Genomic DNA, 13,387 nt, shown 5'->3' on the forward strand with positions numbered 1-13,387 from the left:
ATTTGTAAATACGTTTTATTCCGCCCGGTTCTGCACAGCAGCCGCACCGCCGATGATCTCGGTGATCTCCTGCGTGATAGAGCCCTGACGGGTGCGGTTGTACTCCAGCTGCAGCTCACGGATCATATCGTTGGCGCTCTTTGTGGCGGAATCCATGGCGGTCATGCGGGCGCTCTGCTCTGCGCAGAAGCTCTCGGTCATGGCACCAAAGATCATGCCGTGCATGTAGATGGGCGCGGTCTGCTCGAACACCGTCCATGCAGACGGGAACATCTCCACCTCGCCCTTCGGGTCGCCCAGACCCTTGGGAGCGGGCTGAAGATGGGCGCGGTCCAGCGGCAGCAGACGCACCATGGTCGGTTCGCTGGTCAGTGCATTCTCGATGCGGGTATAGATGAGATAGATCTCATCCAGCTTGCCGGTCTTGAAATCATCGATGGCATCCACCGTGATATCGCGGGCGCGCTGCAGCGTAGGCTCGGTAGCGCTGTAGTGGAAATCCTCCACCAGACGCGGGTCCTTGTGGTACAGGGCGCGGTAGCCGGTCTGACCGATCACATAGAACCGGTCGTTCTCATCCGCATTTTCCTTGAGGAACTTGATGATGTTCTGGTTGTAAGCGCCTGCCATGCCCTTATCTGCCGTCAGCACAATGTAGGCCCGCTTGGGGTTTGCGATATTGCGCTCGTGGAAGAACGGATGCACCGGCTCTTCCGGCAGGTGGGGCACCACGCGGGAAATGGTGTCGCGCATACGGTTGAAGTAGGGCGACACATTCTGGTAGTTCTTGCGCGCCTTGCGCAGCTTGGACGAGGAGATCAGATACATGGCGTTCGTGATCTTCATGGTGTCCTGAATGCTCTCAATGCGCTCCTTCAGCAGCTTACTGGACGGCATGGCTGTCGCCTCCCGCATAAGCTTTCCAGGCGTTCAGGATGGCATCGACCATATCCGGTTCGAGCTTGCCGGCAGCAGTGATCTTATCCATCGTACCGGACACATCCGCGCGGAACTGACGCACAAATGCGGAAGTTTTGGCGCGCAGCTCGGCAGTGGGCAGCTGATCCAGCATACCGTGGGAAGCCAGCACCAGCGTGACCACCTGCTCTGCATCGGACTTGGGCTGGTACAGCGGCTGCTTGAGCATTTCCGTCAGTGCCTTGCCGTGATCCAGCTGGCGGCGGGTCTCTGCATCCAGATCAGAGCTGAACTGTGCAAAGGACTCCATATCCTTGTACTGTGCCAGTTCGATACGCAGGTTTGCGTTGGCCTTCTTCATGGCCTTGGTCTGGGCAGCGCCGCCCACACGGGACACCGACAGGCCCACATTGACAGCCGGGCGGTTGCCTGCATTAAACAGGGCGCTCTCCAAAAAGATCTGGCCATCGGTGATGGAAATGACGTTGGTGGGGATGTAGGCGGAAACATCGCCTGCCTGCGTCTCAACGATGGGCAGTGCAGTGATGGAACCGCCGCCCAGCTTGTCGCTCATGCGGCAGGAGCGCTCCAGCAGACGGGAGTGCAGATAGAATACATCGCCGGGGTAAGCCTCACGGCCCGGAGAGCGGCGCAGCAGCAGAGAGATGGCACGGTAAGCCACTGCATGCTTGGACAGATCGTCGTAAACGATCAGCACGCTCTTGCCCTTGGACATGAAGTATTCGGCCAGTGCGGTGCCGGCATAGGGTGCGATGTACTGCAGGGGAGCAGAATCCGAAGCAGTTGCCGCCACGATGGTGGTGTAGCTCATGGCACCGTGCTTCTGCAGGTCGCCTGCTACGCGGGCGATGGAAGAAGCCTTCTGGCCGATGGCCACATAGATGCACAGCACGCCGGTGTCCTTCTGGTTCAGGATGGCATCGGTGGCAATGGAGGTCTTACCGGTCTGGCGGTCGCCGATGATCAGCTCACGCTGACCGCGGCCGATGGGGAACATGGAATCGATGGCGAGGATGCCGGTGTGGAGCGGAGTATCCACGCTCTGACGCTCCAGAATGCCGGGAGCCTGCTTTTCGATGGGGTTGTAGCCCACAGCTTCAATGGGGCCTTTTCCGTCGATGGGCTCGCCCAGCGGGCTGATGACACGGCCCAGAAAGGCATCGCCCACCGGGATGCCGGCACGCTTGCCGCTGCGGGTCACCAGAGTACCCACGCCCACCTTCTCGATATCGTCGAACAGCATGACACCCAGATGATCGGGTTCCACACTTTCCACCATGCCCTTTGCACCGGTGTCAAAGGTAACGATCTCGCCGTAAACGGCCTTGTCCATGCCCTTGACATCCACAACGCCGTCGGCGGCGGAAATGACCGTACCGCCCTCAGAAGCCTCGGCAGCGGGCTTGTAGTCCTCTGCGCGGGTCTGCATGGTGGCAAGATCGGGGGTGCCTGCGGTGATGTTCTCCAGCATATGCTTTGCAGAGTTGTCGATCACCTGGTCGCCCACCTGCAGCACATAGCCGGAAATCAGCTCCGGCTCCACGCTGACGGTGATCACCACCTCAGCGCCGTACTGCTTTTTGAGCTGGGTGCGGATGCGCTGCAGCGCCTCCTCAGAGGGAGTGCGGGCGCAGTGCAGATATGCTTTCAAGGTCTCAGCTGCGCTTGCCATCGCTGTCCCCCGCTTTCTGCAGCAGGTCGTCCAGCAAACGGGCATCGTCCTGCTGCGTCAGGTTGCGTTCCAGCACCTTGGCGCACACGGTACGGGTCAGGTCAGCGATCTGAGCATCGGCCTGACGCAGCTTGCTGGCACGCTCTGCCTCTGCAGCTGCCTTGCCCTCGGCCACGATGGCATCGGCCTGACGCTGTGCGTCGGCCAGCAGCTGTTCTTTCTGTTTCTCAGCCAGCTGCTCACTTGCCTCGCGGCGGGCAGCAGCTTCCACATCCACATTGTGCAGCTTGTCTTCTGCTGCATTCAAGGCAGCCTGTGCCTTGTTCTTTGCTTCCTGCGCATCAGCCATGCTTGCATCCACCATCTGCTGGCGCTTTGCGATCACATCCTGAACAGGCTTGAACAGGAACTTACGCAGCAGCGCATACATGATGAGGACGTTCACAACGGTCCACAGCAGGTTCATATCCAACTTCAGCATTCGTACGCGCCTCCGTTACTGACCCAGGAACAGGATGATCAGCAGTGCAACGACGAAGCCGAAAATTGCAGTACCTTCTGCCAGAGCAGCGCCCAGCAGCAGGTTCGTCTGGATCTTGCTGGAAGCTTCCGGCTGACGGCTGATAGCCTCAGCTGCCTTGCCAGTTGCAATACCAATACCAATACCACCGCCAATGCCGGTCAGCGCTGCAATGCCAGCGCCCAGAGCAACCAATCCGCTCATAGTTAAATCTCCTTTTTCATTTGAAATAAGTAAAAGTTTTGGTTTATTCCTCTTCATCGCCGATGGTCTCTTTCATGAACAGCGAAGTCAGGAACACGAACACGTAGGTCTGAATCAGACCATCGAACAGGTCAAAGTACAGGCTGAACACCGCCGGGACGAACACAGGCACCACGAGCTTGATCAGCTCCATGATAACAAATGCGCCCAGCACATTGCCGAACAGTCGCATGCACAGGCTGGTGGGGCGGATGGCGATCTCGAGGATGTTCATGGGGGTCATGACCGGGGTGGGAGCGGCAAGGCTCTTGAGAAAGCCAACGCCGCCGCGTGCACGGATGCCGGCACCCTCGATCAGCACAATGCTCATCAGCGCCAGCGCTGCGGTCACGTCCAGATCCTTCGTGGGGGGCTTGACACCGAACACACCGATCAGGTTCGAGAAGGCGATGTAGATGGCTACGGTCACCAGATACGGCACATAGCACTTATTTTTTTCGCCCAGCAGACCTACAAAGAAATCGTTGCCTGCGGTGTAGGCCATTTCCAGCACAGCCTGACGCTTGCTAATATGGTCCACCTTCAGGTTCCGGGTAAGCAGGATCGAGCCGATGACGACGATCAGCATGATCACCCAACTGATGACCACGGATTCCGGGATCTGCATCGGGCCGACCTTGACGTACTCGACAGTCAGTTCTTCCATCAGGGCTTTGGTCAGATTGCTCAATTTATTTTTCCTCCTTCCTGAAGAATGGGATTTTGGGGGCAAGGTGCCATGCCGGTGTGCGGCACAGCGTCCTTCTTATCGCTCGAAGAAAGGCGCAGCTTTGTGAAAAAAGTAAGGAAGGTGTTCGGCTCTGTCCGGTCACACCCTCCCTCCTGCACGGGTCACTTCGTCTTTTTTCGTTGTGTATGATAGTACGATTGACGAAAATTGGCAAGTGGCTTTGTGCACATTCTACATTTTAGGTGATTCTACTGCATTGATATATTAAAAAAGTTGTGCATCTTGTCCAACAAAGCACTCTTCGCATGTACTTTTTCCACAAATTTCTTAGCCAATTCTTAGGTTTCAATGGCTTTTTCAGGGCATTCCGGGAAATATTTCCATCAAAAATGCCCCATTGTACATACTTTATATGCCCGATATATAAAATTCGTATAGGTGTCTCGTCTGGGATTACACCCGCTCTTATACATATTTATTATAACTGCATATCTAAAATCTGTCAGTCCTCCTGTTTTGCGCCGCGGCGGAACACCAGCCGGAAGATGGCACGGGCAAGCGGCCCGCAGTACAGCATCTGCTTTTCGTCGTGACTTCCTCGGCAGCCCTCCCTGCAGGGCACAGAGTTCCTCTCCAAAGGGTCTGATTGCCCGGACACACCGCGCAGAAAGCAGCATTTTGCACGTTCTATCTGCTATTTTTCAAGAACTGCACAATTATATGTTTCTATCCTTGTGCACTCTGCGAATAGACAAATCGATCAGAAATATGTATAATAAAGCCAGAAACCAGAGAAGTACAGCAGAAGCTCAAGAGAGAGCTAATCCCGCTGACTTGAAGCAGAAAGGAGCGAGACCGATGGTCGATATGGAACCCGCACAGTTTGGACAGGCTGTCGGGATTCGCTGAGAAGCAAAATAGAGGCTCACCACAGACGGGATGTTTCCCCCGTATAAAAACACAACAAAAATGAGCCAGTCTTGAGCATCAAAAATGCGATTACACGACAACCTGTCGATAAACTTAACCCCCAGCGATTCAAATAGATCCGCCGGAGATGATTCCTATGAAGGTATCTTTTGTACGGAGAACATTATTTGAATAGCAAAAAAGGAGTTCTACCAATGTACTAAGTAGTTTGCCCCTAGCGAATCTAACTCGAAAGAATGTGGTAATATGAAATTCATCTTCCGAATCTCGGTGCCGCACTCCATCAGTTAAGAGAAGGGTCAATCCAATGTACTAAGTAAATTCGTCCCCTTGAAATAGATTCTCAGTTTCCAGTAGTTTCTAAGGAGAGTCACCCTATGAAACGTTTACTCCGAAAATGAGGAACCCCAAGGAGAAGAGGCTTATGACTCCGAAGAAGTAAGTATCCAGCCGGACGAGGGCTTGCAACCGCCTCGTCCGGCTGGTTTTATTTTGTACTTTTTCAACCAGCAGTTGATGCCCGATTTGTGCAAATTTTACGCTGCGCGGTTGAATACCGTCCTTGTGTTTCCACCCCCCCTATGGTATAATGGTGAAAAAGGAGGTGCATTTTATGCAGATTGTATTTACGTTTGATCGGCTGAACCTGATGCATCTTGTTTTGGGCATCTTTGCATTCTGGATGGGCCTGCGGGACCTGCTGGGCAAAGACCCGCTCATCCATACCTTTTTCAACCAGTACGACCGCGATCCGGAATACCGTGCTATGTGGCAGAAGAAAAACGGCGTCCTTTTCATGTGCAATGCTGTGATTTTCTTCACTCTTCTCCTGTTGGACCCGGCCACTCTGCTTCACCGTGTCCTCAGCATCATCTGGATTGTGGCAGATCTGATCTATCTTGTCGCCTACGAAAGCTGGAACCATAGTGCGGATTGACAGCCGGAAAGGGGCCACCATGAATTTGAATCTTTCGGACTGGGATTGGCTGAACGCCGCGCTGGGTGTGCTGTTTTTATACCGCGGCATCCGGGACCTGTACAATGGCACCGGCACCGGCTGGAGCAGCGAGGACGAAAAGCAGCACTTCCACAGATCCTTCGGCATCCTGTCGATCCTTTGCGGTGCACTCTATCTGGTCAACATTTTTCTGCCCAAGGTGAAGCCGCTGAATTCCATTTTGATGGTGGCGGCGCTCGTGTTCAGTGTTGTTCTGCTGATCTCGCATCTGTGCTATCTCTTGAGCAAGGACGACAAAAAGTGAGGGGGTTCCATGGAAGTTATCTTTTCGATTTTAGTCGCACTTTTCGGCATCGGCTTCGGCATTTTTATGGCACTGCAGCCGGAGGATGCCATTGCCCTGCATGACCGTGGGCGGTATACGCAGACCGAACCAACAGAAAAATACATCAAGCTCACCCGGCTGGAAGGCATTGGGCTTTCGGTGCTCTGTGCCGTACTTCTGGTGGTGCTGCTGTTCGCACCCCAATAATACTTTGCAGCTTTCCTCTTGCGTTCGTTTTCTCATCCTGCTACAATGAGAAAAAACGCAGGAGGTATTTTATTATGGTCAAGCATGTGATCCTTTGGCAGCTGAAGGACGAACTGTCCGATGCCGAAAAAGCCGCCGTCAAGGCAGGCATCAAAGAGGGGCTGGAAAGTCTGGCCGGCAAGATCCCCGGCCTTGTGGAAGTGCATGTCAACATCAACGGTCTCCCCTCTTCCACCGCCGACCTGATGCTGGACACCACCTTTGAAAGCGCCGAGGCCCTCAAGGGCTACTCCGTCCATCCCGCCCATGTGGCTGTGGCCGACGGCAAGGTGCGGCCCTACACCAAGGCACGGTTCTGTCTGGATTACGAGATTTAATGTTGACAAACCCACCGTTTTTGCGTATTATAGACATAACAGTGTAAATTGGCTGTGAAGAGAAGAGTACGCACCGTCTGCGCCTGACAGAAAGCCCGAAGGATGGAACCGGGCAGGCCGCGCGATGCCGAAGATGGTCTCGGAGCTGCGCAGGTGAAAATTGAGCCTGCGACGGGTGCGCCCGTTACCGCGCTGCGCCGTGCTTTTTGGCCCGGCAAAAGGCTGCGCCCGCAAGGGTGCGGCGAAGCAAGGTGGTACCACGAAAGTTTCAGGCTCTCGTCCTTGTCCGGCTCAGTCCGGCAGGATGAGGGCTTTTTTCGTCCCCCGCCAAATCAGGAAAGGAAGAGTATCAACCTATGAGTGAGCACAAGACATTCTACATCACCACTCCCATCTACTACCCCAGCGACAAGCTGCACATCGGCCACAGCTATACCACTGTCGCCTGCGACGCACTGGCACGCTTCAAGCGGATGCAGGGCTATGACGTCATGTTCCTGACCGGCACCGACGAGCACGGCCAGAAAATTCAGGACAAGGCTGCCGATGCCGGTGTGACCCCCAAGGAGTATGTGGACAAGATCGTAGCCACCGTCAAGGATCTGTGGAAGCTGCTGGACGTCAGCTACGACCGCTTCATCCGCACCACCGACGACTACCACATGGAGTCCTGCCAGAAAATTTTCACCAAGCTGTATGAGCAGGGCGACATCTACAAGGGCGAGTACATCGGCCACTACTGCAAGCCCTGCGAGAGCTTCTGGACCGACAGCCAGCTGGTGGACGGCAAGTGCCCCGATTGCGGCCGCGAAGTGTACGACGCACACGAGGAAGCCTACTTCTTCAAGACCAGCAAGTATGCCGACCGCCTGCTGAAGCTCTACGAGGAGAACCCCCAGTTCATCCAGCCTGAGAGCCGCAAGAACGAGATGATCGCCTTCATCAAGCAGGGCCTGCAGGACACCTGCGTGTCCCGCACCTCCGTGAAGTGGGGCATCCCCGTGCCCTTCGACCCCAAGCACACCATGTATGTGTGGGTGGACGCCCTGAGCAACTATATCTCCGCGCTGGGCTACGGTAACGAAAAATATCACGACTACGACAAGTTCTGGCCTGCCGACCTTCACATGGTGGGCAAGGAGATCCTGCGTTTCCACACCATTCTGTGGCCCGCCATGCTGATGGCTCTGGATCTGCCCCTGCCCAAACGGGTGTTCGGCCACGGCTGGCTGCTGATGAACGGCGGCAAGATGTCCAAGTCCGTGGGCAACGTGGTGGACCCTGTGATCCTGTGCGACCGCTACGGCGTGGATGCCATCCGCTACTTCCTGCTGCGTGAGATTCCCTTCGGCAACGATGGCATGTTCACCAACGAAGCCCTGATCACCCGCATCAACAGCGATCTGGCGAACGATTTGGGCAACCTGCTCAGCCGCACGGTCGCCATGTGCGAGAAGTACTTCGGCGGCACCGTGCACAATGTGGCCGGTACCGAGGCCATTGACACCGAGCTGGAGACCATGGTCAACGAGCTGACCGCCAAGGTCACGGCCGACATGGACAGCCTGACCATCCCGCAGGCCCTGATGGAGATCTTTGCGGTCATCCAGCGCGCCAACAAGTACATCGACGAGACCGCACCCTGGGCGCTGGCCAAGGACGAGGCCAACAAGGCCCGTCTGGAGAGCGTGCTGTACCACCTGTGCGAGGCACTGCGCGTGTGCGGCATCCTGCTGAACGCATACCTGCCCACCACCGCACCCAAGATGATGGAACAGCTGGGTCTGGACGCATCTGCTCTGGACCTGACCAAGACCACCTACGGCGCACAGGAGACCTACACCGTGCACAAGGGCGAGGCACTGTTCCCCCGCATCGATGTGGCAAAGGAAATTGCCCACCTGAAGGAAGAGGACGAGAAACGCAAGGCCGCTGCCGAAGCTGCCAACAAGGCCAAGGCCGAAGCAGAGAAGAAGGCTGCCGCCCCCGCCGAGGAGAGCACCGTGGACTTTACCCACGAGGAAGAGATCGACTTTGACACCTTCTGCAAGGTGGAGCTGCGCGTGGCCGAGGTGCGCGCCTGCGAGAACCTGAAGGAGAGCAAGAAGCTGCTGCACCTGACCGTGTTCGACGGCGAGCGGGAGCGCTGCATCCTTTCCGGCATTGCAAAGTGGTTCAAGCCGGAAGACCTGATCGGTAAGAAGATCGGCATTGTGTGCAATCTGGCTCCCCGCCCGATGATGAAGGGCAAGTACGTCAGCGAGGGCATGATCTTTGCTGCTGATACCGCCGACGGCGGCTGCTCCATCGCTTTCTACGGCGACGACACCCCCGTAGGCAGCCGCATCCACTGAGCCGCCATGCAGGAAAACAAAACGCTTTCCCACGCGGAATGGCTGGATAAAATTTTCGGCACGCCGGTGTTTGCCGTGCTGCTGGCCATCTTCTGCAATGTGCTGTGGGGCTCGGCCTTCCCCTTCATCAAGCTGGGCTACCGGCTGTTCTCCATTGATTCCGGCAGCACCGCCTCCATCTTCTGCTTTGCCGGTGTGCGGTTCATGCTGGGCAGCTTTCTGGTGCTTCTGGGCAGTGTTCTGTTGCAGAGCCGCCTGCCCAAGTTTCCCCGCAGCAAAGTGGCAGCGGAGTGCTGTGCTCTGGGCCTGTGGCAGACCACGACCCAGTACGCATTCTATTACATCGCTGTTGCCATGCTCACGGGTGCCTTTGGCGGTATCCTGAACAGCACCCAGAGCTTTCTGGGCGTGATTTTTGCCCATTTCATCTACGGCAACGCCGACCGCATGACCGCTGCCAAAACGCTGGGCTGTGTCATCGGCTTTGCGGGCGTGCTCATCGGCACGCTGGGCAACCACGGCAGCGGAAGCGGCTGGGGCGTGTTCTGCATGATGGCCGCTACCATCATCTTTACCCTGTCCGGCCCGTGGAACAAATCCGTGACCAAAAAAGCAGACAGCTTTGCCGTCTGCTTCATCAACCTGTTCGTGGGCGGTCTGGCACTGTTCGTGCTGGGCACTGTGCTGGGCGGCAGTCTCCATGTGCAGAGCGCACTGGCGGTGGTGGTCATGCTGTATCTGGCCTTCATCTGCGGGGCAGGCTATGTGCTGTGGGCCCTGCTGATGAAGAACAACCCGGTCAGCCGCATTGCCATCTTTGGCTTCGTGAACCCGGTGGTCAACGTGCTGCTGAGCGTCGTGCTCAACGGCGAACCCCTGTTCCGCTGGCAGTATCTGGCGGCGCTGGTGTTCGTGTGTGTGGGCATCTGGCTGGTGAACAAGGCCCCCGCCAAAAAGGAGGGCAAATGACCGGCCCCATTTTTGACACCCACGCGCACTACAGTGCCCGCGCTTTTGACGCAGACCGCGATTTCCTGCTGGACAGCCTGCCCGGCAAGGGCGTGGTGGGCGTGTGTGAACAGGCCACCCACTCCGGGGATGCACCCAAAGTGCTGGAGCTGGCGCACCGCTACCCGTGGGTGGTGGCAGCTGTTGGCATCCACCCGGAAAGCCTGCTGCCCGCCGCCGACTGCGGCGAGGAAGGCCCGGCTCCTACGGTCTCGGTGTACGGCGGAGACTGGGCCGCAGAGATGCGCGCTCTGGCCCTGTATTACGAGGACCCCAAGGTGGTGGCAGTGGGGGAGTGCGGGCTGGACTACCACTGGCCTGTGCCCAAGGATGCCCAGCTGGCCATGTTTGAGGCACACATCCGGCTGGCGCTGGAGCTGGACAAACCCATCATCGTGCACGACCGCAACGCCCACGCCGACGTTTACGCCCTGCTCAAAAAATACCAGCCCAAGGGCATCGTCCACTGCTATTCCGGCAGTGCCGACGACGCGGTGTGGCTGGCAAAACAGGGACTGTTCATCGGTTTTGGCGGGGCGTGCACCTTCAAGGGTGCCAAGCGGGCGGCAAAAGCCATCAGCGCCCTGCCGCTGGAAAGCATCGTGCTGGAGACCGACTGCCCCTACATGGCACCGGAGCCGGTGCGCGGCACCCGCTGTGACAGCTCCCTCATCCGCTATGTGGGCGAGTATATCGCCCAGCTGCGGGGCATCTCTGTGGAAGAGGTGTTCCGCACCACAGCCGAAAATGCCCGCCGGGTATACGGGCTGTGATCCGTTTTTCGCAAGTTGCACAGGTTTTTCTCTGTGCTTCTGTATAAATCAACAATCAAAATCCAAACTGTTATAAGGAGAACCTACCATGAAAGCACGTATTCCTAAGCACCGCGAGTTCATCATCAACTTCCCCGACAGCATCGACCAGAACAAGGCCAACGAGGGCTGGGCAAAGCTGCAGCAGATCGTTGAGGACTACAAGAAGGCCCACAATGGCGCTTCCGTCTACGCCCCCACCTTCATCGAGGACTGCGAGGCCGAGGTGAAGAAGCTGCAGGAAGAGTACGGCTTCGAGTACACGGTCGAATACGTTCAGTAATTTCCGATATTTAAAATCCCCTCTGTGCATCTGCGCAGGGGGGATTTGCTGTTTCAGGGGCCATTTTTCCTGCGGTGTGCTCCCGCAAAAATACAGCCCCGGCAGACTGCATGGTCTGTCGGGGCTGTGCTTTTCTGTCCAGGTCACTTTTCCACTTTACTCAGCAGGATGCGGTCGTTATCCAGATTCTTGCCGGCATTCTCGCGGAACTTTTCAAGCAGGCCGTCCACGGTCATCCGGCTGCGTTCCTCGCCCTTCACGTCAAAGACGATGCGGCCGGAATCCATCATCAGGGTGCGGTTGCCCAGCTCCAATGCCTGATGCATATTGTGGGTGACCATCAGGCAGGTGATCTTCTTTTCGGCCACGATGCTCTTGGTCAGCTCCAGCACCTTTTCGGCGGTGGCGGGGTCCAGTGCGGCGGTGTGCTCGTCCAGCAGCAGCAGCTTGGGGGTGACGAGGGTGGCCATGAGCAGGGTCAGCGCCTGCCGCTGACCGCCGGAAAGCAGTCCCACCGGCTGCTTCATCCGGTCCTCAAGGCCCATATCCAGCAGCGCCAGCTTTTCGCGGAACACTTCCTTGTCCTTGCGGGAGATGCGGGAGAAGATGGCGTGGGGCGCGGTGCCGGCACGCAGATAGGCCAGCGCAAGGTTTTCCTCAATGGTCATGTTGGGTGCCGTGCCCTTGAGCGGGTCCTGAAACAGGTGGCCGATGACCTTGCTGCGCTGGTGCTCCGGCGCAAAGGTGATATCCTGTCCGCCCAGCAGGATGCTGCCCTCGTCGGCGATGAAGCCGCCGGTGATGGCGTTGAACAGGGTGGATTTGCCCGCGCCGTTGGAGCCCACGATGGTGGCAAAGTCCCCGGCTTCCATGTGCAGGCTGACACCGTTCAGGGCCACTTTTTCATTGACCGTGCCGGGGTTGAAGGTCTTGTGCAGATCGTTCAGCTGAAGCATTTCCATTTTACTTTCCCTCCTTGCCGGTAGTTACGCGGCGGCGGCAGGCCCCATGCTTGCGCTGCTCAAAGGCGATTTTTTCCTTGATGGCCGGCATCGAAATGGCGATGGCCACGATGATGGCGGACACCAGCTTCATGGCGGCGGCGGGCACATTGAAGCGCAGGGCCACAGCCACGATAAAACGGTACAGGCAGCTGCCGAACACCACGCCGATGATGCGGCGCGGCATGGTGCGCTTGCCAAGCAATGTCTCGCCGATGATGAGGGAAGCCAGTGCGATGGTCACCATGCCGGTGCCCACATTGATATCGCAGCTCTTCTGATACTGTGCCAGCAGGCCGCCGGAGAGGGCGCACAATGCGCCGGAAACGCACAGGCCCACCGTGATGGTGAAAGCCGGGTTGATGCTGGAAGCGCGCACCATGGCGGCATTATCGCCGGTGGCGCGGATGGACAGGCCCAGACGGGTGCCGAGGAAGCCCAGCATCGCCGCGCCTGCAAGCACGATGATGACCAGCGCGATGGCCAGCTTATACCAGCCGCCAAGGAAGCTCAGCGGGCCTTTTGCCAGCGAGAAAACAGTGTCGGTCTTGACCAGCGACATGGTGGAGGAAAAGCCCATCACGGCCAGATTGATGGTGTAAAGGCCGGTGTTGACGATGATGCCTGCCATGATGCTCTCCACGCCAAGGCGGGTCTGCAGAAAAGCCGTAACAAAGCCGGAGCACACGCCTGCCGCCATGGCTGCGAACAGGGCCAGAATGGGGTGGCCGGTCAGTGCTACCTGACAGGCCACGGCGCAGCCCAGCGTGAAGCAGCCGTCAGTGGAAAGGTCTGCAATGTTCAGGATGGAATAGCTCAGGAACAGTGCCAGCGCCACCAGGGCATAGATACAGCCCAGTTCCAGCGCCGTCTGTAGGACGTTGAGCGAAAAGATACTCGCCAGCATGTGTGTGCTCCTTTTATGTTTCTTTTTGATTGGACGATTTAAAATGGCGTCTGCGGACGCTCCGGTATTCCATTTTCACGGGAAGGTTTTATAAACAGAACCTTTCCTCAGAACCGCCAAAAGCTCCCCCTTCGGGGGAGCTGGCAAAACCGTCAGGTTT

General features: G+C 57.2%; 15 protein-coding genes and 1 other annotated feature. Of the genes, 8 read left to right on the forward strand and 7 right to left on the reverse strand.

The window, feature by feature from the left end:
* Positions 1-15: 15 nt before the first annotated feature.
* The 5 genes from atpG to DWV57_RS12090 are packed head-to-tail and all read right to left on the reverse strand — an operon-like array spanning position 16 to position 4,065.
* Positions 16-897, reverse strand: a complete 882-nt coding sequence (gene atpG / locus DWV57_RS12070) for an ATP synthase F1 subunit gamma (RefSeq protein ID WP_118526418.1) — start codon at positions 895-897, stop codon at positions 16-18.
* The gene (atpA, locus tag DWV57_RS12075) at positions 884-2,611 is read right to left on the reverse strand and encodes a F0F1 ATP synthase subunit alpha (RefSeq protein ID WP_118526420.1); all 1,728 of its coding nucleotides are present in this window, start codon (positions 2,609-2,611) and stop codon (positions 884-886) included. Before atpA ends, atpG begins: the two co-directional genes overlap by 14 nt.
* Positions 2,595-3,092 carry an ATP synthase F0 subunit B gene (locus tag DWV57_RS12080; RefSeq protein WP_120020924.1) on the reverse strand — a complete coding sequence of 166 codons (498 nt, stop codon included), beginning with the start codon at positions 3,090-3,092 and terminating at the stop codon, positions 2,595-2,597. Before DWV57_RS12080 ends, atpA begins: the two co-directional genes overlap by 17 nt.
* Positions 3,093-3,107: 15 nt before the next feature.
* Entirely contained in the window at positions 3,108-3,335 is a 228-nt protein-coding gene (gene atpE, locus DWV57_RS12085; protein ID WP_118526424.1) for an ATP synthase F0 subunit C, read from the reverse strand.
* 43 nt (positions 3,336-3,378) lie between these two features.
* Positions 3,379-4,065 (reverse strand): F0F1 ATP synthase subunit A, encoded by a 687-nt coding sequence (locus DWV57_RS12090; RefSeq protein ID WP_165853702.1) that lies wholly within the window; start codon positions 4,063-4,065, stop codon positions 3,379-3,381.
* 1,543 nt (positions 4,066-5,608) lie between these two features.
* On the opposite strand from DWV57_RS12090, the gene DWV57_RS12100 reads away from it, so the two are divergent.
* The 8 genes from DWV57_RS12100 (at position 5,609) to DWV57_RS12140 (ending at position 11,319) form a co-directional block, all read left to right on the forward strand.
* Complete coding sequence (locus DWV57_RS12100; protein WP_120020925.1) at positions 5,609-5,932, forward strand: hypothetical protein; 324 nt, start codon at positions 5,609-5,611, stop codon at positions 5,930-5,932.
* Between the two features lie 19 nt (positions 5,933-5,951).
* Positions 5,952-6,257 carry an SdpI family protein gene (locus DWV57_RS12105; protein ID WP_120020926.1) on the forward strand — a complete coding sequence of 102 codons (306 nt, stop codon included), beginning with the start codon at positions 5,952-5,954 and terminating at the stop codon, positions 6,255-6,257.
* 9 nt (positions 6,258-6,266) lie between these two features.
* A complete protein-coding gene (locus tag DWV57_RS12110; RefSeq protein WP_120020927.1) occupies positions 6,267-6,485 on the forward strand; it encodes a hypothetical protein in 219 nt (72 codons plus the stop codon).
* A gap of 74 nt (positions 6,486-6,559) precedes the next feature.
* Complete coding sequence (locus DWV57_RS12115; RefSeq protein WP_097775196.1) at positions 6,560-6,862, forward strand: Dabb family protein; 303 nt, start codon at positions 6,560-6,562, stop codon at positions 6,860-6,862.
* A 45-nt stretch (positions 6,863-6,907) separates the two neighbouring features.
* Positions 6,908-7,149, forward strand: a binding site (T-box leader).
* A gap of 69 nt (positions 7,150-7,218) precedes the next feature.
* Positions 7,219-9,216 (forward strand): methionine--tRNA ligase, encoded by a 1,998-nt coding sequence (gene metG, locus DWV57_RS12125; protein ID WP_005944502.1) that lies wholly within the window; start codon positions 7,219-7,221, stop codon positions 9,214-9,216.
* Between the two features lie 6 nt (positions 9,217-9,222).
* Positions 9,223-10,185, forward strand: a complete 963-nt coding sequence (locus DWV57_RS12130) for a DMT family transporter (RefSeq protein ID WP_120020928.1) — start codon at positions 9,223-9,225, stop codon at positions 10,183-10,185.
* A complete protein-coding gene (locus tag DWV57_RS12135; protein ID WP_120020929.1) occupies positions 10,182-10,997 on the forward strand; it encodes a TatD family hydrolase in 816 nt (271 codons plus the stop codon). Before DWV57_RS12130 ends, DWV57_RS12135 begins: the two co-directional genes overlap by 4 nt.
* Before the next feature lie 88 nt (positions 10,998-11,085).
* Positions 11,086-11,319: a hypothetical protein gene (locus tag DWV57_RS12140; RefSeq protein WP_005944505.1), complete on the forward strand. Its 234-nt coding sequence runs from the start codon at positions 11,086-11,088 to the stop codon at positions 11,317-11,319.
* Positions 11,320-11,462: 143 nt separating this feature from the next.
* On the opposite strand, the gene DWV57_RS12145 is transcribed toward DWV57_RS12140, so the two are convergent.
* Entirely contained in the window at positions 11,463-12,275 is an 813-nt protein-coding gene (locus DWV57_RS12145) for an ATP-binding cassette domain-containing protein (protein WP_165853704.1), read from the reverse strand.
* Between the two features lie 7 nt (positions 12,276-12,282).
* On the reverse strand, positions 12,283-13,227 hold the full coding sequence (locus tag DWV57_RS12150; RefSeq protein WP_120020930.1) for an ABC transporter permease: 945 nt from the start codon (positions 13,225-13,227) through the stop codon (positions 12,283-12,285).
* Between the last annotated feature and the right edge of the window lie 160 nt (positions 13,228-13,387).

It is taken from the genome of Faecalibacterium sp. AF10-46 (genome assembly GCF_003604105.1).
Lineage (GTDB): Bacteria > Bacillota > Clostridia > Oscillospirales > Ruminococcaceae > Faecalibacterium > Faecalibacterium taiwanense.